Raw genomic sequence first — 21,687 nt, 5'->3', positions numbered from 1 at the left:
AGATGTTGCGAGAGTATCCTCACAAAAACCGGGGTGACGCAAGGAGCGAGTTGTGGGGCAGCCGAAAGATAAAACAGCCAAGATGTTCTATCGTGCCGGAAAGCACCGGCTTTAAGACGCATGGGCTCTTCAGACGCTGGGGCGCGACCGGGGCGCCCTATATTTGGCCGGTTACGCGGTCGAATGCATGTTCAAATCGCTGCTGCTCGCCTCATTACCCGTTGAAAAACGGGCAACGATCCTCAGTGAACTCCGGGGAGGGAAGGCACATGACTACGGCTGGTTGAAGCAAGTATATAATATCGAATGCAAAGCATCGATTCCCGCGAATATCCAAAGGAGCTTTCGCGCCCTTAACTCCTGGACGACGGAAATGCGTTACGATGTGAGTCGACCAAAGCCGCGCGAAGTTCATGCGTTTATGTCGGCTGTTGCCGCCATCACGGATTGGTTAGACGGGAGGATTTCATGAGCATCAAGAGCCTGACTAAAACTAAGCCGGATGACACGGAAGAAGCCGTGCTGAAGGCCTTGCAGCAGTATGTTCTAGAGCACCCCGATGCCGAGGTCGTCACCTACCGACAGAACCCCGTATCGATTCGAATCAGGGTCATCGATCCCGTGTTTGCCAATCTAGACCGAGTTGGCCGACAGGAGATACTCGAAAAGGTGATCGAGAAACTACCTGACGATGTGCAGGAAGATATTACGCAGGTATTGTTGCTGACCCCGGAGGAAGCAGAAAAATCTTTTGCGAACTTTGAGTTCGACAATCCAATTCCATCGCAGCTTTAACGGAATCGGCATTCCTTCAGCTGCGGAAATCGCCGTGGCAGGCGTCGCAGGTCTTGTTCATCTGGCTCGTGGCGCTCTGTGCCCGTGACAGGTCCCCCTGCTTGGCCGCGGCCAGAATTTCCTGGCATTGCTGCTCAAGCGTGTCGACATACGCGCGATACGACGAATCGTCGGCGTATTCGTACCCCTCGGCCTTGATGACGCGCGCCAGCACGAGCAGCAGCTCCGCTTCGTGAATAATGGCGTCGCGATTTTTCGTGAAATCCCCTTTGCCGGCCGTCCAAGGGCCCAGCCGCTCGCGCAGCGAGCGCTCCATGCGCTTCATCAGCGGCGGGCGATTGGCCACGTCGGGCCAGGTGAAATCGCTGTTGGCGTTGCGCGCCTCGGGCGAATTGCCGCGAATCAAATCGGCCAGGTCCTGACTGCGTAGCTTGGCCTCGTTGTAGGAATTGTCGGTGCCGACTTTGCAGTTGAAGCCCGCCCGGCCGAACAGATCTCGCAAGTTCGGCGCATCCTTCTGCCAGCGCACCTGCCCGTCGTATTGACCGATGACGCCGAAGAGCACCGCCAGCAGCGTGAGCTCCTCGCGCGCGACCTTGTACGCGCCCCCTTTGAAACCGGTGGGCGTTTGCACCGCGGTCGCCAGCGGTTGCGTCTGGGCCTTGACCTCATCCTCGAGGGTCGAGGAAGAGATCACGCTCGACCACTTCTCGGCGGCCGCCGATCGTTCGCTGGTTGCGACCGAATCCGGCGAGCTCGTCGTGGGAGAGTCGGGCTTTGGCGCCGCCGCACCCGGCGCCGGGCCCGGTCCGAGCTTCTGCCGGGCGTCGGTGTAGAACGTTTCCAGGACAGCCCTATCCCAGGTGGGGGCGGGCGCTAGCTTCGCCGCGCGGCGCGTAGTTTTCGCGCGCGACGTTGTTTGGGCCGGCGCATACTCAATCATCGCAACCCATGCGACGATCGCCAGGCAAAGCATTTTGGGCAGCGTTCTCATGTTCCATCGATAAGGGGCGTTGGCGAATTGATCCCTTGATTATCGGCTGACGCATGGTGTGCAACAAGCGATAGCCCGGAGCGTGGCTGCAAAACCTGTAGCGGGAGTCGGTGACTCCGGAAACCGTGTATGAATGCCCCGGCCTCACAAAGGCCGGCTATAGAAGAGATTCGGTGTCGTACTGTCGGCCCCGCGCGCGAGTATAATTTGAAGTATGGGTCAGCCGCCGAGTTCTAATCGACGTGAATTCCTGCAAGGCCGTGCCGCGGCCGACGCGATCGGCGCGGCCATCGATCGATTCGTTCCCACCGGCGCAACCAGCCGCCCGGACGACGATGCAAACCATGCCGAGCAAGGCGAGCATTACCTGGTGCAGTTATCGCGGCCCGCGATGGCCTGCACGTTTGCCGTGTTTCTCAACGCCGGGCAATACGAACAAGGCTCAGAAGCCGCGCTTACCGCGCTCGACCGGATCGAAGAACTCGAAGGGCAGCTCACGGTCTATCGCGACACCAGCGACGTGATGCGGATCAACCGCGCGGCGGCCCTTGCCGACGTCGAGCTCGAGCCGGGGCTCTTTGATCTGCTGTCACTCGCCGCGAGAATTTCGCAGGCGACCGGCGGCGCGTTCGACATGACCGCGGGGCCACTGGTGAAGGTATGGGGCTTCTACAAGCGCGCGGGCGGCATTCCCCGTGAAGACGATTTGCGCGCCGCGCTAGCCAACGTCGGCAGCCACCATGTAACGCTCGACGCAGACCAACGCACGATTCGCCTCGAACGACCCGGCGTGGAGCTGAATCTCGGCGCGATCGGCAAGGGGTACGCCCTGGATCGGGCGGCCGAAGTGCTGATCGGCGAGGGCGTATACGACTTCTTACTGCACGGTGGGCAAAGCAGCGTGCTTGCACGCGGGTCGCACGCCGGCCGTCGTGATGGCTGGATCGTCGGGTTGGCCGATCCGGTGCGGCCCGAACGTCGCCTTGCAGAAATCCGCCTGCGCGATCGGGCCCTGGCGACCTCGGGCGCCAGCCACCAATTCTTTCGCAGCCAGGGAAAGCGGTACGGGCACATTCTCGATCCGCGCACCGGGTGGCCGGCCGAAGGGGTCTTCTCTTCGACCGTCGTGGCTCCTTCGGCGGCCGAAGCCGACGCCCTGTCAACGGCCTTCTACGCGATGGGCGTCACGGCGGCGGAAGAATACTGCAGCCAGCATCCTGAGATCGGCATGGTGTTGCTGCATCCCGGTCGGGGTGCAAGCTCGGTGGAAGTGGCCGTCGCGGGGCTGGGCGAGGACCAGTTTCGACAGATCACGTAATGGAAGTATTCGCCAACAAGCGGCGGCCAACACCCCGCCTTTGTAGTTTGTCCAATTTGCATATACTGGGGGGCGGGCCGCCCGCTACAATTCGACGTCCGGACGCGTACAGGCCGCCTCGCACGCACCACGGCCAGATTGTGCATGTTTGATATCCTCCAGCTCGAGCACGCCTCTTATCTGGGCATCATCGTGGTCCTGATCCTCACGGGGGCGGGTCTGCCAGTGCCCGAAGAAGTGCCGATCATCGCGGCGGGCGTCGCCTCTTTCTACGGCCAGATGAACCCTTGGCTGGCGCTCGCCTCGTGCTTTGTCGGCGCCCTGCTGGGCGATTGCGTCATGTACTCGATCGGCTACCACTTCGGCCACAACGTGTTGCGCGACCATCCGTGGTGTGCGCGATTCTTAAAGCCGGAGCGCGAGGCTCATATCGAGGAGATGATCAGCCAGCATGGATGGAAAGTCTTCCTCGCGGCGCGTTTCCTGGTGGGCCTGCGCTCGCCTGTTTATTTGACGGCCGGCATCCTGCGCGTGCCGTTCCGCCGATTCGTCCTGGTCGATTTGTTCTGCGCGGCGCTCGTGATCTGCACGTTTTTCGGGCTGAGCTACCTGTTCGCCGAACGAATCACGGGCTGGTTCCAACGGATCCGCAACGCCGAGGTCGCGATCACCGTGCTCGTCGCCGCGGCCGCGGTCGCGGTCGTGTTGTTTTTCTACGTGCGGCATCGCCGTCGCCTGGCTCGGATTCGCGTCCGGCGGCAATTGCGGTCGTTGCGCTTGGGAGCCGCCGAGGCGGTGTCCGAGCGAAAGAATGCCGGCTAGAGCCGTAGGCCCGGCGCCTGTAAGGCCCGTGGCAAGAGGAGTAGGCCTACCAATGACGCCCTCCGGCAAGCGATGCCTGCGTTGGCTCGACGCCGTGGTGGTGCTCCTCGCCTTGTTCTTTTCCGCGCCGTCTTCGCTCGCCGCCGAGCGCGAAATGCACCCCAGCCTGGCCGGCCAACTGCGCATGGTGCAGCTGCGCATCATGTCGGGCAGGATTACCGCCGGCGGGCCGGCGTCGGAACAAAGCCTGACGTCGAATTACATGGGGAATTCGCGGCGCGAGCAACTGACCATCGATCTTGGCGGTGGCCGGCCCAGCGTGAACTACGGACGTTTCGCGCCGGATGAACGCTTGAGTTACCAGATCGAGAATGGCAGCGAAGTTACGATCCAGCTCGTGCCCCGCTCGACAGGCGATCATGCAACGGTCGTGTTCCTCCAGCCCGCCGAGGGAGCATTACGGCTCAGGGTTGCTACCGGCGAACAGTCGCAGACTGTTTCTGCCCCTTCGCTGTGGCACCTGTTGATCATCGAGCCGGCGCTATGCCGCGAGCATTTGTTGCCTTTGTTGGAGATCATGCACCCGAACTGGCAACTGGCCCAGCAGGCGGTGGAGATCGAAAACGCGCTCTGCGCCGACCAGCCGGCCCGACCGGCGATCGATCATTCGAGCTGGGAAAAGAGCTTGCAACAGTTGACCAGCGACCGATTCGTCGAACGCGAGCGCGCCGAGCAGCAACTGCGGGGCTATGGCCCGGTCGTGTTGCCCTTCTTGCGCCGACAGGGTCGAAGCGAACTCGACCCGGAACAAGCCTTTCGCGTCCGCCGCGTCATCCGTAGTCTGGCCAAGGACGCCGACGAGGACAGGCCCGACCGGGTTCTCCCGTGGCTGACCGGGGATCCGCGCATCTGGTACGCACTGCTGGCGCGCGAAGACGAACACGTTCGCAGCGTAGCGGCCGGGCAGCTTGCGAAGTTGCTCGATGCGAAATTGGAGTTTGATCCCGCCGCCGAACCAGAGCTACGCCGGGCACAGAGAGAACGACTGCACGAACGATTCGGCGCGATCGTCGATCCGCCGCCGCCCGCGGAGAGTGACGCGGAAAGCGAGTAGCGGGGCCCGCTAGGCAGCAAAAAAGGGGACGCGAATGCGCCCCCTTTTTCATTGTGAAATCGCTTCCGTCCTGCGCCGCGTTAGTCCCACCACCAACTGCGATGCGGCACGCCCGTGGGCACCGAGCGTTCGCGTTCGCTGTTGAGGCGGCCGCGATTGTCGGACTGGATCTTGTCGCGCTTGACGACCGACCGCGGGTCGACGTGTACGCCACCGCTGACGGCCGCGATGATGTTCACCTTCTGCACGATGCGGTGATTGATCACGGTGTCCACGGCTTGCGGAACGTTCTCCACCGCCGTCGGCAGCTCGCTATTGTTCGTGAAGCTCGTGGGATGCCAGCCGACCTGCTCGGGCAACCCCTCGGTTCGCAGCAGCTCGGTGACTAGCGCCAGGTCGAAAATATTTCGCAGATCGGCGTACAGCGGGTACTTGGCCGCCAGCGACGCAAAATCCTTGGTGAAGTTCTGCGCGAACTGCTGATTGAGCGCGTCCGAGCGGCCCGTGTGCACCTGCTGGCCCGTCTGCGTCAGCAATTCATTTTCGCTGAGCACTTGCACGCCCTGGCCGCGAATTTCGAAGGCGTCGCGGGCGGCGCTGGCCACCAGCGCGTCGTACTTCAGCGTGAACCACCAGCGCAACACGTCCATCGGCGGCGCCGCCTGGCCGGGCTCGACGCGGACCATGCTCAGGTAACTGGGGACTTTCAGCGTGCCGGGCTCGAGGCCGATGCCGATCAGCTTCATGTGATAATCGGCCGCCAACAGGGCCTGGGCCACGTTGCTATGTGGGTCGATGCCTTCGAAAACCACATCTTGCCGGCCCAGCTGCTTGCGCAGCTCGTCGAGCCATTTGCCGCGCTGGCCGGGCTGCAACGCTTTGCCGCTCGATGCGTTGACGAAATTCTGCGCTTTGGCCAGGCCTTCGTCGGTCGGCACGATGGAACAGGCGAAATCACCGCCTTTGCGTCGCAGAAGCACGAGCAGATGGTCGAGACGCACCATGGGTTGGCCGTCTTCGACGCTTACCGGGCGCGACTCGGCGTCCAGCTTCCAATCGCTGGCCGGGCCGGCCACGACCAGGTCGCCCGACTCGGGGTAGGCGAGCACGTATTGGATGCGCTTCAATCCGCCCAGCACCAGCATTTCTTCGTCGAGCGGCTGCCCTGCGGCCAGCCGAATCTGAATCTCTCGCTCCAGACGCGGCAGCGAGATCTTGCGCAGCGGTGAGGGCTGGCGCACGTTGTCGCTCACCAGTTCGTGCATCGCGGCCAGGCGTTCTTCGGCCAGGAAGTCGGAATTCTCGATCTTCTTCATCCGCCGCATCACGCCCTCGGCGTCGACATACACCCCGTTTTGAAAGGGCTGGATCGAGCCGGGGCCGCCGTTGTCGTCCCACGTGTCGGGCTGAATCGTGGACGTGATCATGTTCATCAGCGGCCCGTATTGAGCGAAGGGGCTGCCGCCACGTCCTTCGACGTCGACAGGCATCGACGACAATTCGGAAAGCAGTCGGCTACGAACCCGGCCGTCGGTGACTTCCGCGGCGGTGTCGTAAGCAGCCGCGCGGGCGCCGGCGAGTGCTTGTGCCTTGGCGATCTCGGCGAAGGAGTTATCGCGATCGACGGGCGATTGATCGCGCGCGAGCTCGATGGCCGGCCCAAACTCGCCGGCAGCCAATTGCTCGCCCAGCAAGCCGCCTTGCGCGTCGGCGGCCGCTAATGTGGCGGGCGCGACCAGCAATGAGGCTGCGAGCAGTAAGGCCAGGCTACGAATCAAGAAGCCGCGTGCCTGGTGAAATGGGCGCAACCGAAGCGCTGCCGGCAGGGGCCGAGAAAGCATGACCGTGTCTCCAACCTCTGATTCAAAGTGTTGCGGACTATAAGTGTTAGAGTCAGCCGGCCAGTGACTTTCGTCAAGCAAATTCGGGAACATTACGATTTCGTAATGTTTCTGCGGACTCGGTCTCGGGGCCCGGCCGCTCAAGGGCCTGGCCGTGGCCAAGCCCGTTCCGGGCTCGCTCGGCGCGCAAAAAAGACCGCAGGTCTTGCGACCTGCGGTCGTTTGGATCACGTCGGGCTGATCAGCCCGCGTCAGGCGAAACTGGTCTTAGCCGCCACAGCCGCAGCTGGGGGCCGCATCGCAGCAGCTCGGCTCGCAGCACGACGGGGCACAGCAGACCGGCGCACAGCAGCGCGGACGGCAGCAGCGACGCAGCTTGTGGCAGAAATGGCGGAAACCGCAGCAGCGGCGCGGAGCACAGCACGACGGCTCGCAGCAGCTAGGAGCAGCGCAGCACGAGGGCTCGCAGCAGCTGGGGGCAGCGCAGCAGCTGGGTTCGCAGGCCGGAGCACAGCAGGTCGGCTCGCAACAGCTGGGAGCACAGCAACTGCCGCAGCCGTAGTAGCCGCAGCCGCCACCGCGACCCAACATACGATCGAGCATTTCGAACGCATTGGCGTTCGACGCCGGCGCCAGCGCGAAACACGCGGCCAACGCCAAGATGGGAAGGGCAAAACGAATCTTCATGGGGAGGGTTCCTTCACAAACACACAAGGTGGGGGAATTAGAGGCAACTTTCCTCTACTGCCCGGTCGTATCGACGGCACTTTATCGAAGGCGTTAGTTGGGCAAACGTCTTTCGGGTCATGACGGTGCTACGTGGCTTGCGGCTTGAGAGCGAATTGCCGGATATGATCGTTGCCACGATACCGCATCTCCCCAGGTGCGCGTTTCGTGCGACACATTCCCTACAACTGCTTCGCGAGAATCGTTTCAATCGCTCTGCCGAGCACTCCCCGCACAACGGGATCGGCGACCGTGCGCAGCGGAATTTTCGCGCAGAAAAACTGATCTGCGACGATTTCGAGATAGGTTTCCAAAGCGCGAGCCTCCTCCGGGCAGGCCGCACCCTGTGTCGCGATACGCCTGTCGCCAGCCGGCGAGATCCGGATGTCGACACCAAGCTGCTGGAGCCCGCACCATGTCCACGCGCATGACGCCGCCCGAGGGACTGCTTTACTCTTCGTTGGCCTTCGATGCTGACATGGCCCCGCTGGTCCATTTGTTCGTCGATGATCTGCCCGATCGTGCGAAATCGTTGCTCGATCGCCTGCAGGCTTCGGATTTCGAAGGATTGCGCCGGCTGGCCCACCAGATGAGCGGCGCCGCGGGCAGTTACGGTTTCGCGGAAATCACGACCGAGGCCGCGGCACTCGAAGCGATCATCACCCGCGGTGGCGCGGAAGACGAGATCGCGGCCGGAGTCAACGCCGTGATCGATCTATTGCGCCGCGCTCGCAGTGGCACCGGCGAGGATTCCGTCGTAGACAGCAGCTTCTAGTGCCAGCGCATTCGGCTCCGAGCATGCTCTTTCGCACAGCCAAATAAGCATGCCGATGCAACCAACGGTACGATCCCCGCGGCACGGGTTCCTTACTTCTTCGCGGCCGCCCGCGCTAGCGCCTGCAGATACGGCACCGGCTTGGCCCCCAGGGCATTGAGCACCGTGCCGCCGGCGGTAAAGGTGTGGGTGACCCAGTCGGGCTTGCCATACCGTTCCAGCGCCGTGCCCCCCTCGCCGCCGCCGATATAGACTTCGACGCCGGCTTCCTTCATGCGCTTCAGTTGCTCGATGAAACGGCGCGTCCCTTGCTCGAAGCGCGGATCCTCGAACATTCCAAAGACGCCGTTATGGAACGCGACGGCGGGCGCCGTGCGTCCGGGCTGATTGCGCACGCCGGCGATGAACTGCCCGACCTTCAGCTCAAACAGCTCGCTCGTGCCCGGCCCCACGTCGAACTGCTGCTCGCCCGGCCCGATCGTGGACGAGACGCGGCCGTCGGCCAGCACGAAGTCGATCGGCAGGACGAATTCGATTCCCTTGGCCTTTCCGGCCAGCAGCATGCGCCGCGCCTGTTCGATCCGCTCGGCAGGAATGAAATAAGGTTTGTCGGCGTGGGCGGGATCCTCGGCCACGCCTAGCGAGAAGTCGCGTCCTTCGGCCAGCGCCTCGGCCTTTTTCAATGCCATGGCCAGCGAGCCGGCCGTGAAGACCCAGCGGATCGTGCCACGGGCGATCATCGCCTCGAGATCGTCGAGCTTGTCGGCCTTCAGTCCGCTGAAGATCACCAGCTCCGTGGCCAGGCAGCGGCGCATCGGGCCGTCGAACTCGTGGGCAACATATTCTCCCAGCGCGACCCGATCCATCGCGGCCGGGACGATCGTGCTCGACGAATCGAGGCTGCCGGCCGACAGCGCTTCGTTCACGTACACGCGGGCGACGTTTTCGGCCAGCTGATTCGCAAAGCGCGCCAGCGACTCGGCAAGCTTCGGTACATCGTCGGCGGTCGCGTCCCACAACACGCGCTCGATCTTGTAGCGGCGCGTGTTATCGAGCACCAAAATGCTCCCCGGCTGCGCGGCGCGTATTGCCGCGGCGGCGGCCGGTGCGACCGCCTGCGAAGCTTCATCCCACCAATCGGTGATCAGTTCGACTTTCGCATCCAACAATTCGCCGATCCGCGCGGCCACCGCCTTGAGCGACCCCTCGGGTTTGCGGCCGATGTGACCAAAGATCACTTGCTTCCAGCCGCGCTCGCGGCCGTAGCGCAGGGTCGGCACCATCGAGCGGAGGCGGATATCCCCTTCGCCGATTTTCGGTCCCGGCTTGGCGTCGACGTCGCCGCGAATCAATACCGTGGTCCCGTTCGGCACGTCGGCCAGTGAGGAGAGCCGTGGGATCGCCTGCAAATAACTTTCCAACGGCTGTGCGGGCTGAAACTGATCGGGATCGACGAGCGCCTGGCACCAGGGAATCAACTGCGCGGGGGTCACGGACATCGCTGCTTCCTCGTTGTTTGGTCGCCGCGATAACAACGCGGCTGCGTGGGGGATCACAACATATCACAGCCCCGGCGGGCCGCGGGAGGGGGCGAACGGTGACGCGGCCGTAAGGTGACTTCGCCAAGCGCCCTCAGAAATGTCCCAAGAAACGACTGTCCGTAGCGAAACACCTACGGTGGCGATTGATCTCGCTTTCGTTCGAGGAGGATGCTCACGTGGCCCAACCAAAGCCGAGGCACTACTTCCGATTTTTCCGGTATTTTTCTTTTGCCGACAAAACGCCCGAACAGATCCTCGTCGAGACGCAATGGGGGACCGCGACCGTGCTCGTCGGAGTGGGGCTCTTCGCGCACAGCTGGCTGCCGATCTTTCCGGCCGCAGCGCTCTTGCTGGGCTTGCACGCCTACAGCGTCCGGCGGGCGGTGCTGGCCGATCCCGAAGCAGGCGGGAGCGAACCAGAGTCAAACCTGCACGGCAAGACCGCAAGCGCGCAAGAAAAAGCCGCCCCGCTGGGCGGCTTGTAAGGCCGAAGTCTTTCGCGAACTTGGGCGGACTACTCGGTGATGCGCCAGGCGTCGACGCCTTGATCGGTTGCAACCACGAGCGCGCCCTTTCCGTCGATCGTGGCCACGGTCAGGCCCGAGATCGCGGCGCCGGTGTGGAACTGGTCGATCAACTGACCGCTGGCACTCAGGATATGCACCGAGCCATCAGAGCCGGCCAGCACCCACTTGCCGCTATTGCCAAGCGCGCCCGCTGCGACCATCTCGAGCGCCGCGTTGGCGTGAGCGCCAACCGGTAGATCATAGTTCCACAGCAAATCACCGGTGGGCGAGAGGCCGACGGCGGCTTCCACGCCGATTTTCGTCGAGGCGATGGCACAGCATTCGGTTTGGCCGTCGCCGTCGAGATCGGCGAGCGCCACCCAGCGCAGGAAGCGACCGTTCAGCGAGATGGGCGAGCCGTCCTTGCCGTCGTCGTCGATCGGCACGATCATGCCGCGACCGTCGGCAGCCCATAGGCCGCGACGTCCGCCGTCACTGGGCCCGGTCACGGCCAGGCAAAAGACATTTTCCAGCGCCCGGTCAGCCCAGCGGCGCTGGCCTTCGAGCGTGACACTCTGCACGCCGACGGTACCCCAGTAGCCAACGCTTAGTTCCACCTGGCCATTGCCGTCCATATCGGCCAGGCGGAGATCGGAAATCCCCGCGTGCTCTCCTTCCGGAAAGCTGAGAATCTTTCGGAACTCGCCATCGAAAACGAACAGCTGCTGCTGGGCGCTCGCCGAGCCGGCGAAATAGCGCTGGCCCTGCGCATCGGTGGCCGTGCGTAAAAAGCTGACGGCGGCTTCCTCGGGAATGTCCAGTTGGAATTGTCCCGCCAGTTGTCCCTTGTCGTTCAGGGCAACGACCGTGCGCCAACCGTCGTTCACATAGATCCGCGCCTCGCCGCCGGGCTGTTCGACCGGCAACAGATTGCCGGGCTTGGTCGCCTCGTCCGAGTGCCACAGCAGTTGCAGTTTCAGCTGTTGCGGCTCGCTACGCTCCGCGATGTGCGCCTTGGGAATCTCGACCGTATCGGTCGCGCCGGCGTTCCCCGATTCGAGCGAGGTCTCGAACGCCTGCTGCCGAGCCTGGTGCTCGCGCAGCGCCTGTTGATACAGACTGTCGCCGGCGAGCAGCCGATCGATCTTCCGCGGCAACTCCACGGCCAGCTTCGGCTGGAAGCCGACGTCGATCGATTCCACCGTGCCGTCGGCAGCCAGGATGAACATCGTCGGCAGCCCCTGCACGTCAAACATCGTCCGGGCGTGTTGATCGACGTCGCGGGCGATCGGCATGTGGAGATTTGCCTTGTCGAACGCCGCCGTCAGATCATTGTTGCTGACACTCACTTCGTCGGTGCTGACCGTGAGGAAGGCAACACGGTCGTTGTCCTTGTAGCGGTCATAGACCTGCTGCAGGTTCGGCAAGCCCTTGAAGCACCAGCCGCACCAGGTGGCCCAGAAATCGATGACCACCACCTTGCCGGAGAGCGAGTCGCGCGTGACCGGCTTTCCTTCGAGATCCAAGAATTCGAAAGCCGCGATCTTTTGACCTAAAAGCTTCTGCATGGGCTCGGGCTGCACCTGGAAGCGTTTGACCAGCTTCGCATCCTCGGGCACTGCCAGTTCGAACGCTACGTCGGCGATGCGATCGTTGAAGCGGGCGCCCTTGAATTCACAAGACAGCGATACTTCGCTCACGTGCGCCTGTTCATGTTGCGAGATTTGCTTCTTCAACTCGTCGGTCGGATAGTCGAGGCGGCGCAAGATGTCTTTCTGATCGATCCAGAAGACCACGCTGCCATCGCCGCGCTTGACTTCCACGCGCTGGCATTCTTCGCCATCGAGCTCGCGCGCGGGGAGCAACGTCGGCTCCTCGGCGCCTTCCAGAATCGGCTTGAGCGGGTCGTCGAGCATCAACAGCGCCAACTGTATCGATTCGCCGGCCAGTCCCTGAGTGAGCACCCCGGACAGGATCTCGTCGGTGAACAGGTCTTCTCGTTTCAGCTCCGCCGGCGCCGGCACGTCGAGCACCTGCCCGGGCAGATCGGCGACGGTCGCGCGCAATTGCTTCCCGTCACAAACGACGATCGCCTGGTAACAGTGCATGCGCAGCTTGTTGGGACGCACGAACGTGACCGATTCGTCGGCGGTTTGCGTGGTGAGGTCAGCCCCTTGCTTGCGGTACGCGAGGCGCAACTGCCCGCTGTCCGCGTAGCTGTGCGCCTTGCGATAAGCCTCGACCATGCGATCGAGCAGTTGCCGCGCCGTGGGAGGCGGGGCAATCGGTTTGCTCGTCGCGCGATTGCAACCGCCTTGCGTGGCAAGCGCGGCACTCACCAAGGGGAGAGCCAATATCAACGTAAGCGAACGTGTCAGACGGAAAGGGCCATGTGCCATGATCGCTTCCTTGCGTGAAAGACGTCAGTGAGATCGTGAATCGGCAGTGTCCACGCCGATGGAACTTCGTCGCGCTTATGGTTCGGCGCTGGCCGTCGGTCGCTCTGCTTCGAGCCGGGGCACCGGGGCGTTTTTGGGACGCGGATTATGGGAAACTTTCGCAATTCGGTAAAGGCAAGTCTGCGCGCTCGCCGTCGCCGGTCCGGGGGTGTCCTGCGCAAGGTCGACGCGATACGATTGACCATCCTTCTGACCCAGTCACGTACCACCCCAGACACCACAAACCTCCCATATGACTGCCAGCATCCGCTATGGGACGGACGCATCCGTCGAATTGGCCCTGCCCGCCGATCGGTTGATTGCTTCCTGCGGCACAACCAAGCAGCCGGTGCTCGCGGACGTCCGCACGGCCACGGCGCAGGCGTTGGCCGACCCGATTGGTTTTCCGCCGCTAGCACAAGCCGTAGTGCCGGGCGATCGTGTGGTTCTGGCGCTTGATCACGACGTGCCACGTGGCCGCGAGATCGTGAGCGCCTTGTTCGATTGCCTGGTCGAGCGCGGAGTGCAACCGGCGGATATCCACCTGCTGACGACCGGCGCGGACCTGAGCGCCCGCAACATTCTGCCGGCTGCTTATCGCGATCAGGCCACGGTCTCGACGCACGATCCCGACGCGCGCGACGGCTTGAGTTATCTCGCCGTGGGGGCCGACGACGAGCCGATTTACCTCAATCGGTTGCTGTGCGATGCCGACGTGGTCGTGCCGATCGGCTGCCTGCGCTGCGAGCCGGCGATCGACTATCACGGCATGTTCGGCGGACTGTTTCCGACGTTTTCGGGCCGGCAAACGCAGGACAAGCTTTTCGCCCGCGGCATCGCGCACGCGGCTCGGGACGAAGCCCGTTGCCGCGAGAAGATTCAGGAAGTCGGCTGGCTCTTGGGCGTGCAATTTACCGTGCAGGTGGTGCCGGGGCCCGGTGGCGAAGTACTACAGGTCTTGGCCGGCATGCCAGGCGATGTCTTTCGACAAGGACAGTCGGCTTGCCAGCGGGCCTGGTCGTGCGCGGTGCCGCGCACCGCGCAGTTAGTGATCGCCGCGATCGACGGTCCGCCGTCGGAGCAGACCTGGGACAACGTGGCCCGGGCCTTGGCCACGGCCCAGCGCGTCGTCGCCGCGGGTGGCGCGATCGCGCTGTGTACGTCGCTCGACGAGTCCCCAGGACCCAACGTGCAACAGGTGGCCGAATTGAAGGATCTTCGCCTGGCGCTGCGGGTTTTCGGCAAGCGACGGGCGAGCGATTCGCTTCCGGCCGTTGCGCTTGTGCAGGCACTCTCCGAATCGCGAGTCTACTTGATGAGCCAGCTCGATGAGTCAACGGTCGAAGAGCTGGGTGTTACGCCTGTGGCCAGCCCCGCCGAGCTGACGAGGCTGGCAGACCGGCACGCCTCGTGCATTTTGATTTCGCACGCGCAATACGCGGTAGCCACGGTGGGAAGCGAGTAACGCCGGCATGAACGACTCACTTCGACCGCTGTTTGACCACGCGGGCGCCGCGTACGACGCTGGCAATGCGGCCGAGCCGCTCCACTTCGGCAATTGGCGGGCCGAGTACGACGCCCTCTCCGGCGCCGCGGGCCTGGTCGATTTCAGCCGCCGCACGCAAATCGAACTCTCGGGCGCCGACCGCCAGTCGTTCTTGCACAATCTATGCACCAATGAAGTGCGCCGGCTTGCGCCCGGCGCCGGCTGCGAGGCGTTTCTGTGCAACGCGCAGGGGCACACCTTGGCGCTGGTCAATATTTTTTGCGGTGCCGAAACGCTGGTGATCGAAACCGTGCCCGGCGAAGAGGGGAAACTGCTGGCTCACTTGGACCGCTATTTGATCCGCGAAAAAGTCGCGTTGCGCGGTCGTAGCGACGATTGGGCGGAGCTGTTGCTGGCCGGGCCTGCGGCGGCCGGGTTGTTGCAAGCGCGCTCGATCGCGCCGCCCGAGCGATTGTGGGATCACGTCGTGGCGCCGATCGCTGGCGTCGACACATCGATCCGCCGGGTCGACATCTCGCATCCCGGCGGGTTTTTGGTTTCCTGCGCTCGTTCGGCCGTGGCCGCGGTATGGAACGCTCTGCGCGAGGGCGGTGCCCGGCCCTGCGGCGCGCAGGCGCTGGAAATCGCCCGCCTCGAAGCCGGCACTCCCGAATATGGCCGCGACCTTACAGACGCCAATTTGCCGCAAGAGGTGGCGCGAGACGCCCGGGCGATCAGCTTTACCAAAGGATGCTACATCGGCCAGGAAACCGTGGCCCGGCTCGATGCGCTGGGCCACGTGAATCGGACGCTTTGCGGCGTGCGATTCAGCGGTGCAGAAATTCCTCCCGTCGGCACCGCGTTCCAAGACGAAGCAGGCAAGTCGCTGGGCCTGGTAACGTCGGCCGCCTTTTCACCGCGATGCGATGCGCCGCTCGCGCTCGCCTACGTGCGCCGCGGATCAAACACGCCGGGCACCCGTCTCATGTCGCCGCTGGGCGCGGCCGAGGTTGTCGCGCTGCCGATCGCGGCGCAGTAACGGGCGGCGAGACGTGGCTTGAAATCCCCTTGTGCTTCAGCCCACGCGTGGAGACGCAGCGATCGTGACGCCGCGGGAAACGGCCGCCAGCAACCGGCGTGCGCGGGACAGAATATCCCCTTCGGCGGGCACCTGACCTGCGACCTGCCATGCGCCGGCGTCGAGCTCGCGTGCCAGAGTTTCCGCGCGGCTCACGAGATTCTCGACGAAGGCCGCCGCCTCGGCCGCGTCGAGCGGGTGACTGTGCAGCTGCACCTGGCGCTCGGTGCGCACGCGCTCGATCGCGATCAGTTGGCCACGCTCGGCCTTGAACAGCTTACCGTCGAGGTACGCCCGGCGCAGTTGCCCGGCGGCGTTGAGGTGATACGCCGCGTCCTCGCCAAAATAGATGCTCGGGGCACCGTCACGACGGAATCCGATCACGACGCGTGCGGCCCCATCCGGGCGCGCAAGCTCAATCCGCTCGACGAGCGCCGTGGCCTCGGCCAGAAGATCCTCGCGCGGTTGTTCGTCGCGTGCCACGATATGCCGCTATCCGCGCTGGCGATTGCGGTAGCGGGCGCTGACGCGATCGAGCAGGGCGCGATCATCGTCGGACAGCCCATCGCGGCCGACCTCGTGCAATCGGGCCAGAACTTCGTCTACGCGACGGTCGTCCTCTTCCTCGGTGCGTTGCTGGCGGACGCGACGCGCCTCGCGCCGGCCATCGAGCCATTGCCGCAACAGGCCCGGGCTTTTTCGCGGGGTGCTCGTGAAATTGCGCTCCAGGCTCGTATAACCTTGCGAGAAATCGTAGCCGAAAACGCCCTCGTCGACCTCGCGATCCTGCAGGCGATCGGTCTCTTGTTTGGCGCTGAAGAACAGCAGAATGCCCAAGAGCAAGAGCGGCAACGTCGCGTAAGCATAATGCGAATGGACGAGCCAGGCCGCGATCCAGGTCGCGACGGCCGTCGCCTTGGCGACGCGCGCCACGACGATGACCGCCGTTCGGTAGCCCTTTCGTTGCCAGACGATGCTGCGCAACACGCGGCCGCCGTCGAGCGGATACGCGGGGAGCAAATTCACCAGCACCAATAGCCAGTTGATCCAGGCCGTGAGCTGCAAGGCAAAGATCACGCTCATGCCGTCCGCGGTTTGCGGGGCGACGAGCGGATTGGCAAGCAGTCGCACATCGACGCCCAAAAGCGCCAATGCCGGCAGCGTGGCCAGGCAGATGAACAGGTTCACGATCGGACCGGCCGCCGCGGTGACCAATTCTTCCTGCGGCTGATGCGAGAGGTTGATCGAAACCAATCCTCCCAGCGGCCACAGCACGATCTGTTCGGCACGTCCGCCCATGCGTCGGGCGGCGAAACAGTGTCCGAGCTCGTGCGCCAGCACGCTCACGAACAGGACGGCCAGGCTGACGGCCGCATCAACGATCAACTCGCCGCGTGGATCGTCCCAGCTCAACTGGAGCGCGATGACGACGAGCAAAAGAAAGAAGACGTGGACGCGCACCTGGATGCCGGCCCACCGCCCCAGCGAAAGATTCCATCCGAGCAGGTCTCGCATGGCGAACGAAATGCGCAGAATTATCGCCGCCGCGGGGCAGCCTTGGAGAACGCGACCACTGCCGTTATCTTATCACTGCTCACAACAGCGATCAATCAAATCGCGGCCAGGTCCGGTTGTAGTGAACAATCCAGAGATACTGCTGGAAACGCGCCGCTTTCGCGTGGTGCGGCGCACGCAACAGCTTCCCGACGGCCGGCTGTCGTCGCGCGAGGTGATCGAGCATCCCGGCGCCGTGGCCATTGTCCCGCTGGTGGACGAAACCCACGTCTGCCTGATTCGCAATTACCGGCTGGCCATCGGTCAATGGCTGCTGGAAATCCCGGCCGGGACACTTGAGCCCGGCGAAGATCCCAGCGAGACGGCGCGCCGCGAACTGGCCGAAGAAACCGGCTACACCGCCCGCTCCCTGACCCCCCTGTGCCAGCTGGTCTTCTCGCCGGGCATCTTGCGCGAACGGATGCACATCTTCGTGGCGAGCGGTTTATCGCCCGGGCCAACCAGGCTGGAGTTCGGCGAGCAGATCGCGACGCAGGTCATGCCGCTTACCGAGATTCTGGCCATGATCGAGCGCGGCGAAGTCGAAGACGCCAAGACCGTGGCGGCGTTGTTGCTCTTCGAGCGGACACGGCGTGCGTCGTAATGCACCGCCGACTGCGAAGATCGTTCGGCAGGTCGCGCATCACGCGCGGTCTTAGTGCGTGCCACCGATGAAATGTCGTGGCCTCAGAGTGCCCCTACTACGAACCGAAGCCCGCTGCGTTCAGGCCGCCCTGAATGTTGGACCACAGTCCGCCCGATTGAGCGCCGACCGCTCCGACGGCCGCGATCACGCTGGCGATGATCATGGCCAGCATAACGGCGTATTCGACGGATGTCGTCGCTTCGGAATCGCGCAGGAATCGACGGATGAAAGTCATGGCTGGCCCTCCCGGCGTCCAGCCGCGCAGTGTGAAGACGCACCCGCGAAAGAAGTGTGGTTGCGGCGTCTCCGAAAGGAACACTAGTGCGCGTTCCGGGGGTGGTCAAATTCGATTCGGGGAAAATCGCCAGCGATCACTCGGGGCGTCTAGCGCAACTTCGGCAGCGGTAATGACATGTCGCCAATGCCCGGCGGTGTTGCCGAGCGCAACGGGACCTTCCAGCGCACGAGGCGCGAGGCGTCGGGCCCCTCGGCCCGATCCCCCGCAAAACCCATTTCGCTGCGCACCAGCCCTTCGATTTCCATCCGTCGTTCGGTGGGCGGTCGCAACGTTCCGTCCGGTTGCCGGCAGCGTACCAGGGGAATCCTGGGAGCGAGAATCGAGCCTGCACCCTGCCAGGCGATGGCTTGAAACAGCTCCGCGGAGGGCTTGCCGCCGTCGACGATCAGAACCGCGCCGCCGACATCGAGATCGAAGACGCAAGCATTGGCCACCACCGTGAGTCGATCACCCGATGACAAGTCGCGCGGCGGTTGCCACTCGACGACGCCCGCGCCACCGCGAACCGTGCAATGTTCGAGCTTCACGCTGATCGCCTGGGCAACATCGCTCGACGCTTCAATCGCGACCAGGGCACTCGCGCCCAGAAAAAGCGTGTCGGCGAGCTCGATCGTGGCAACCGTGGGCGCCGCGCAGCGAACACAATCGCCGACGCCTGACAGCACGCACTCGCGCAGCGTCAGGCGCGGTGCCGCAACTTGGGCAGCCTCTGTGCCGTCGCTCGGGCGCCAGGTGATTGCCGCTGGCGGCCGGCCCGACTCGGCCACGACTTGCATCGAGCATCTGAGAAAGCTCGAAGTGCGGGCCGCCACGCCAAGCATCGCCGTTGTTGTCGCCGAGGGTTGCTCGATGACGAAATCGACGTCCTCGAAGCGCACATTCTCGGTGGTCAGCATGGCGCCGTTGGCAGGGAGCAGAATCTTGGCGCGCTCTCCCTCCCGCGATCGGACGACCTGGCCCGGCATGGGACGAACCTGTGACCATGGCACGGGACGCGCCGCCGAGAGCACGAATTCACGCGACACGGCCTGACGCGTCCCTGTCGGGCCCGAGGGGACGGGCTGCGTCACCGATGTGCGCACGACCGGAGCCGGCTCCGAGGGCGCAAGCTCGGGAACGGGTGTCACGTCACCCGTGTCGGCGAACGTCTTCGGCCGCGGCGCAACCCCGTCCCTTGCCCCGCTGGCTTTTTGATTGGGCGTGTTTTCTGGTCGTGGCGCCGTGGCAACTTGCGATGCCGGTCGTGGCTGAACCGGCGCATCCTCAACGAGCAGACTTGTCCACAGCGGCCAACTACCGATGGCCAGCGCCAGCATCACGCCCGCGACGGCCGTGGCCCAGGTCGGCAGGTTCGGTGAACGGCGGATGGTGCGAATGTGACGGATCAACCGCTCCGGAGGCGAAGCGCCCCGGGCCGCGTAACGCGCCACCCGCGCCTGGCCACGATCGCTCGGCGGGCCGAGCAAATCCAAGAGTGCCGCAAAGGATGGCGGACGCCGATCCGGCGCCGGTTCGGTCGCGCTGGCGATCGCTTCGACGAGCCTGCGCGGCGCATCGGGCGCGATCGGATGAATATCGCGAATTCGTGTCGAGCATGCCGCGCGGCGCCGGTCCGCGACCGTCGCACCCGAAAACGGTGCCCGCCCGGCGAGCAGGTGCCACCACAGCGCTCCGCAAGCAAAGATGTCGCTCGTAGCGGTGGGGGCGATGCCACCGGCGGCGCGTTCGGGCGAAAGATAATCGACAACCGCGGGCGACAGTTGCTCGCCGTCGCGGTTCTCGACGGCACGGTGCTCGACCGGGTGCAGGAGTGACGGCAGTCCGCCATCGAGCAGCAGCACCAGGCCCAGCGGATCGAGAACCAACTGCTCGATCGAAATGTCGCCGTGTATCAGGCCGGCTGCCTCACAAATCGTGAGAGTCGCGGCCATCTGCCGCGCGATCTCCAGCACCACGCCCGCGGGCATCCGTCCGCCGCGCACAAGCCAATCTTTGGCGGTTCGTCCCGACGTGTCGGCCGAGGCGATCCAAATTCGCTCGCCAGCGCGGCCGCAGCGTTCGATTCTCGCCAGGTGCGGTGACTGAATCGCGGCGTGCGTCTTGATCAAATCCTCGATGCGGGCCAGCACTCCCGTGGGGTTATCGACAGGTTCGAGCACGATGAGTCGCACGATGCGGCCGCTTAGCACATCGCGCGCGCGGTAACAGTGGCCCGCCGTGGTTCGCGGCAACGGAGCAACAAGCACGAACGGCCCCACGCGTAAGTCATCGCCAAGCCCGCAGTTGATTTGTTTTGCCTGGTAGGGGGTCAATACGCGCGTTTGCACGAGCGCGTCGACCCATACCGAATCGAAAAGCGCCAAGTCCTTGGCCAACCGCCGCGCAGGACGATACGCGGCGCGCAGCTGGCCCGGCGTAGCCAGCTTCAGGCGAGTGAGCAAATCGACGAGTTCTGCTGAGGGACTGGCGCGCACGCGAATACGGTCTCACGATAAACAAGTGCAGAGTGGCTCCTGCCTGCCGCGCTGATGGACGAGCCACCCGGGGCGCCCGTGGTTCTCACAGTGACGGGCAGCGAGTGCTATCAGAAACGCCTGAAAGCGACAATAGCAGCGGGCGCGAACGCGCGCTCGCTGGACGAGGCCCGTGCTAGCGCCGCCGCGGATTGCGATAGAGCACGCGTGATAGCAGCTCGAACGAGCCGGGTTCTCCGTGGCGCTCGTAGTGCCACTCGGGATGGGTCGGCACGAAGGCCTCGTCGAGCGGCCAGGGATCGAACGGCTCGTAGCCCAAGGCCGCGACGAGCTTCGAGCAATCCATCGATACGTTCCCGGCCCGCGGCGGAATCGGCCCGGCCTCGACGCGCAGGCAGCCCATGAGACACTCGGGCGGATATCCGCCGACGCGGTTGATAACTTGCGCGATATTGTAAAGCGTCATGGGTCGCGGACCGCCGGCGTGATAGAGCCCGGCCAGGTCATTCGCTAGCACCACCTCGCACAACTCGTTCAAGCAGTCGGTGTAGTGAGGCGTGCGAACTTCGTCGTAATAGAGCGTGGCCGGCCGCCCTTTTTTGAAGCGCGATTGAATCCAGTCGATGGCGCCGGCGTGTCCGTTGAAGCTGACGCCCATGGGCAACGAGATGCGCAGGATGCACGCCCCGGGCATGGCGGCCTGTAGGAGTTGCTCGGAGGCGACCATCGTCTGGCCGTAGACCGTTACCGGATCGGTCGGGTCATCCTCGATGTGTCCACCATCGCCCGCGCCAGAAAACACCAGGTCGATCGACAGGTGTACCAGCCGCACGCCGCGGTTCTCTATCACGTCGAGCAGATTGCGCACCCCTTCGACGTTGATGCGCCAGGCGAGGTCCGGATCGAGCTCGCAGGCCCGCAGCGCGCAGTTGCCGGCACAGTCGAGCACGCTCTGGAACTGGTATTCGTCGAAGAGTTTCGCGAGGGCCACCGGATCCTCGGCATTGCAGGGGAGGATGTGGTCCCCTTGCAGGCGCCAGTTATCGCGCTGGCGAATGCCGATGACCTGGCCCGGGTAGCGCGACTGGAAATACTCAAGCGCGTTGTAGCCCGCCACACCGGCGACGCCAGTGATCAAAAGCGGGAGAGGCGGCTCGGCGATGGGTTGGCTGCGGAGGAACATTGTTGAATCGGAAGTATTATTATTCTTGCTATCTAGCCGCCGGGCTTGCCCGGCGCTCCATGCGAATACAAACGCCAGCGCCGGGCAAGCCCGGCGGC

General features: G+C 64.1%; 21 protein-coding genes. 11 read left to right on the top strand and 10 right to left on the bottom strand.

Features of this window, described 5'->3' with window-relative positions; translation table 11 throughout:
• Nucleotides 1-187 precede the first annotated feature (187 nt).
• Both VHD36_11930 and VHD36_11925 read left to right on the top strand, forming a co-directional pair.
• A complete protein-coding gene (locus tag VHD36_11930) occupies nucleotides 188-472 on the top strand; it encodes a hypothetical protein (GenBank protein ID HVU88021.1) in 285 nt (94 codons plus the stop codon).
• Complete coding sequence (locus VHD36_11925; protein HVU88020.1) at nucleotides 469-795, top strand: hypothetical protein; 327 nt, start codon at nucleotides 469-471, stop codon at nucleotides 793-795. The genes VHD36_11930 and VHD36_11925 overlap by 4 nt, the downstream gene beginning before the upstream one ends.
• A 16-nt stretch (nucleotides 796-811) precedes the next feature.
• On the opposite strand, the gene VHD36_11920 is transcribed toward VHD36_11925, so the two are convergent.
• The gene (locus VHD36_11920) at nucleotides 812-1,789 is read right to left on the bottom strand and encodes a cytochrome c (protein HVU88019.1); all 978 of its coding nucleotides are present in this window, start codon (nucleotides 1,787-1,789) and stop codon (nucleotides 812-814) included.
• A gap of 214 nt (nucleotides 1,790-2,003) precedes the next feature.
• Here VHD36_11920 and VHD36_11915 point away from each other — a divergent pair, with 214 nt between their 5' ends.
• The 3 genes from VHD36_11915 to VHD36_11905 all read left to right on the top strand — a co-directional run bounded on the left by VHD36_11915 (nucleotide 2,004) and on the right by VHD36_11905 (nucleotide 5,043).
• On the top strand, nucleotides 2,004-3,107 hold the full coding sequence (locus VHD36_11915; protein HVU88018.1) for an FAD:protein FMN transferase: 1,104 nt from the start codon (nucleotides 2,004-2,006) through the stop codon (nucleotides 3,105-3,107).
• A gap of 144 nt (nucleotides 3,108-3,251) precedes the next feature.
• The gene (locus VHD36_11910; protein HVU88017.1) at nucleotides 3,252-3,929 is read left to right on the top strand and encodes a DedA family protein; all 678 of its coding nucleotides are present in this window, start codon (nucleotides 3,252-3,254) and stop codon (nucleotides 3,927-3,929) included.
• A gap of 52 nt (nucleotides 3,930-3,981) precedes the next feature.
• Nucleotides 3,982-5,043, top strand: coding sequence for a hypothetical protein (locus tag VHD36_11905; GenBank protein ID HVU88016.1), 1,062 nt, complete (start codon nucleotides 3,982-3,984; stop codon nucleotides 5,041-5,043).
• Between the two features lie 80 nt (nucleotides 5,044-5,123).
• Here the strand turns inward: VHD36_11905 and VHD36_11900 are convergent, their stop codons facing one another.
• On the bottom strand, nucleotides 5,124-6,884 hold the full coding sequence (locus VHD36_11900; GenBank protein HVU88015.1) for a DUF1598 domain-containing protein: 1,761 nt from the start codon (nucleotides 6,882-6,884) through the stop codon (nucleotides 5,124-5,126).
• Between the two features lie 376 nt (nucleotides 6,885-7,260).
• On the opposite strand from VHD36_11900, the gene VHD36_11895 reads away from it, so the two are divergent.
• Nucleotides 7,261-7,446 carry a hypothetical protein gene (locus VHD36_11895; GenBank protein HVU88014.1) on the top strand — a complete coding sequence of 62 codons (186 nt, stop codon included), beginning with the start codon at nucleotides 7,261-7,263 and terminating at the stop codon, nucleotides 7,444-7,446.
• A gap of 346 nt (nucleotides 7,447-7,792) precedes the next feature.
• Here VHD36_11895 and VHD36_11890 read toward each other — a convergent pair whose 3' ends face one another.
• On the bottom strand, nucleotides 7,793-7,924 hold the full coding sequence (locus VHD36_11890) for a hypothetical protein (GenBank protein HVU88013.1): 132 nt from the start codon (nucleotides 7,922-7,924) through the stop codon (nucleotides 7,793-7,795).
• A gap of 101 nt (nucleotides 7,925-8,025) precedes the next feature.
• Between VHD36_11890 and VHD36_11885 the strand changes: the two genes are divergently transcribed.
• Entirely contained in the window at nucleotides 8,026-8,385 is a 360-nt protein-coding gene (locus VHD36_11885) for an Hpt domain-containing protein (protein ID HVU88012.1), read from the top strand.
• 92 nt (nucleotides 8,386-8,477) lie between these two features.
• On the opposite strand, the gene pgk is transcribed toward VHD36_11885, so the two are convergent.
• Nucleotides 8,478-9,884 (bottom strand): phosphoglycerate kinase, encoded by a 1,407-nt coding sequence (gene pgk / locus VHD36_11880; GenBank protein ID HVU88011.1) that lies wholly within the window; start codon nucleotides 9,882-9,884, stop codon nucleotides 8,478-8,480.
• Nucleotides 9,885-10,102: 218 nt separating this feature from the next.
• Here pgk and VHD36_11875 point away from each other — a divergent pair, with 218 nt between their 5' ends.
• A complete protein-coding gene (locus VHD36_11875; GenBank protein ID HVU88010.1) occupies nucleotides 10,103-10,411 on the top strand; it encodes a hypothetical protein in 309 nt (102 codons plus the stop codon).
• Between the two features lie 29 nt (nucleotides 10,412-10,440).
• On the opposite strand, the gene VHD36_11870 is transcribed toward VHD36_11875, so the two are convergent.
• On the bottom strand, nucleotides 10,441-12,831 hold the full coding sequence (locus tag VHD36_11870) for a redoxin domain-containing protein (GenBank protein ID HVU88009.1): 2,391 nt from the start codon (nucleotides 12,829-12,831) through the stop codon (nucleotides 10,441-10,443).
• 292 nt (nucleotides 12,832-13,123) lie between these two features.
• On the opposite strand from VHD36_11870, the gene VHD36_11865 reads away from it, so the two are divergent.
• The gene (locus tag VHD36_11865) at nucleotides 13,124-14,335 is read left to right on the top strand and encodes a lactate racemase domain-containing protein (protein HVU88008.1); all 1,212 of its coding nucleotides are present in this window, start codon (nucleotides 13,124-13,126) and stop codon (nucleotides 14,333-14,335) included.
• A gap of 7 nt (nucleotides 14,336-14,342) precedes the next feature.
• The gene (locus VHD36_11860; GenBank protein HVU88007.1) at nucleotides 14,343-15,395 is read left to right on the top strand and encodes a glycine cleavage T C-terminal barrel domain-containing protein; all 1,053 of its coding nucleotides are present in this window, start codon (nucleotides 14,343-14,345) and stop codon (nucleotides 15,393-15,395) included.
• Nucleotides 15,396-15,431: 36 nt separating this feature from the next.
• On the opposite strand, the gene VHD36_11855 is transcribed toward VHD36_11860, so the two are convergent.
• Entirely contained in the window at nucleotides 15,432-15,917 is a 486-nt protein-coding gene (locus VHD36_11855) for a hypothetical protein (GenBank protein HVU88006.1), read from the bottom strand.
• Nucleotides 15,918-15,926: 9 nt separating this feature from the next.
• Nucleotides 15,927-16,949, bottom strand: a complete 1,023-nt coding sequence (locus VHD36_11850; GenBank protein HVU88005.1) for a site-2 protease family protein — start codon at nucleotides 16,947-16,949, stop codon at nucleotides 15,927-15,929.
• Nucleotides 16,950-17,070: 121 nt separating this feature from the next.
• Between VHD36_11850 and VHD36_11845 the strand changes: the two genes are divergently transcribed.
• Nucleotides 17,071-17,592, top strand: coding sequence for an NUDIX hydrolase (locus VHD36_11845; GenBank protein ID HVU88004.1), 522 nt, complete (start codon nucleotides 17,071-17,073; stop codon nucleotides 17,590-17,592).
• 97 nt (nucleotides 17,593-17,689) lie between these two features.
• Here the strand turns inward: VHD36_11845 and VHD36_11840 are convergent, their stop codons facing one another.
• The 3 genes from VHD36_11840 to VHD36_11830 all read right to left on the bottom strand — a co-directional run bounded on the left by VHD36_11840 (nucleotide 17,690) and on the right by VHD36_11830 (nucleotide 21,589).
• Entirely contained in the window at nucleotides 17,690-17,869 is a 180-nt protein-coding gene (locus tag VHD36_11840; protein HVU88003.1) for a Flp family type IVb pilin, read from the bottom strand.
• A 149-nt stretch (nucleotides 17,870-18,018) separates the two neighbouring features.
• Nucleotides 18,019-20,406, bottom strand: coding sequence for a protein kinase (locus tag VHD36_11835; GenBank protein ID HVU88002.1), 2,388 nt, complete (start codon nucleotides 20,404-20,406; stop codon nucleotides 18,019-18,021).
• Between the two features lie 175 nt (nucleotides 20,407-20,581).
• On the bottom strand, nucleotides 20,582-21,589 hold the full coding sequence (locus VHD36_11830; protein ID HVU88001.1) for an SDR family oxidoreductase: 1,008 nt from the start codon (nucleotides 21,587-21,589) through the stop codon (nucleotides 20,582-20,584).
• Between the last annotated feature and the right edge of the window lie 98 nt (nucleotides 21,590-21,687).

Source organism: Pirellulales bacterium, from assembly GCA_035546535.1.
Classification (GTDB): Bacteria; Planctomycetota; Planctomycetia; order Pirellulales; family JACPPG01; genus JACPPG01.
The sequence above is the reverse complement of the archived record's forward strand: the minus strand, read 5'-3'. Positions and strand labels throughout refer to the sequence as shown.

Coding starts and splice junctions, on each gene's coding strand:
- VHD36_11905 (HVU88016.1), top strand. CDS start 3,982: ATGACGCCCTCCGGCAAGCGATGCCTGCGTTGGCTCGACGCCGTGGTG.
- VHD36_11900 (HVU88015.1), bottom strand. CDS start 6,884: ATGCTTTCTCGGCCCCTGCCGGCAGCGCTTCGGTTGCGCCCATTTCAC.
- VHD36_11840 (HVU88003.1), bottom strand. CDS start 17,869: ATGACTTTCATCCGTCGATTCCTGCGCGATTCCGAAGCGACGACATCC.
- VHD36_11885 (HVU88012.1), top strand. CDS start 8,026: ATGTCCACGCGCATGACGCCGCCCGAGGGACTGCTTTACTCTTCGTTG.
- VHD36_11865 (HVU88008.1), top strand. CDS start 13,124: ATGACTGCCAGCATCCGCTATGGGACGGACGCATCCGTCGAATTGGCC.
- VHD36_11920 (HVU88019.1), bottom strand. CDS start 1,789: ATGAGAACGCTGCCCAAAATGCTTTGCCTGGCGATCGTCGCATGGGTT.
- VHD36_11850 (HVU88005.1), bottom strand. CDS start 16,949: ATGCGAGACCTGCTCGGATGGAATCTTTCGCTGGGGCGGTGGGCCGGC.
- VHD36_11910 (HVU88017.1), top strand. CDS start 3,252: ATGTTTGATATCCTCCAGCTCGAGCACGCCTCTTATCTGGGCATCATC.
- VHD36_11930 (HVU88021.1), top strand. CDS start 188: ATGTTCAAATCGCTGCTGCTCGCCTCATTACCCGTTGAAAAACGGGCA.
- pgk (HVU88011.1), bottom strand. CDS start 9,884: ATGTCCGTGACCCCCGCGCAGTTGATTCCCTGGTGCCAGGCGCTCGTC.
- VHD36_11925 (HVU88020.1), top strand. CDS start 469: ATGAGCATCAAGAGCCTGACTAAAACTAAGCCGGATGACACGGAAGAA.
- VHD36_11860 (HVU88007.1), top strand. CDS start 14,343: ATGAACGACTCACTTCGACCGCTGTTTGACCACGCGGGCGCCGCGTAC.
- VHD36_11870 (HVU88009.1), bottom strand. CDS start 12,831: ATGGCACATGGCCCTTTCCGTCTGACACGTTCGCTTACGTTGATATTG.
- VHD36_11830 (HVU88001.1), bottom strand. CDS start 21,589: ATGTTCCTCCGCAGCCAACCCATCGCCGAGCCGCCTCTCCCGCTTTTG.
- VHD36_11915 (HVU88018.1), top strand. CDS start 2,004: ATGGGTCAGCCGCCGAGTTCTAATCGACGTGAATTCCTGCAAGGCCGT.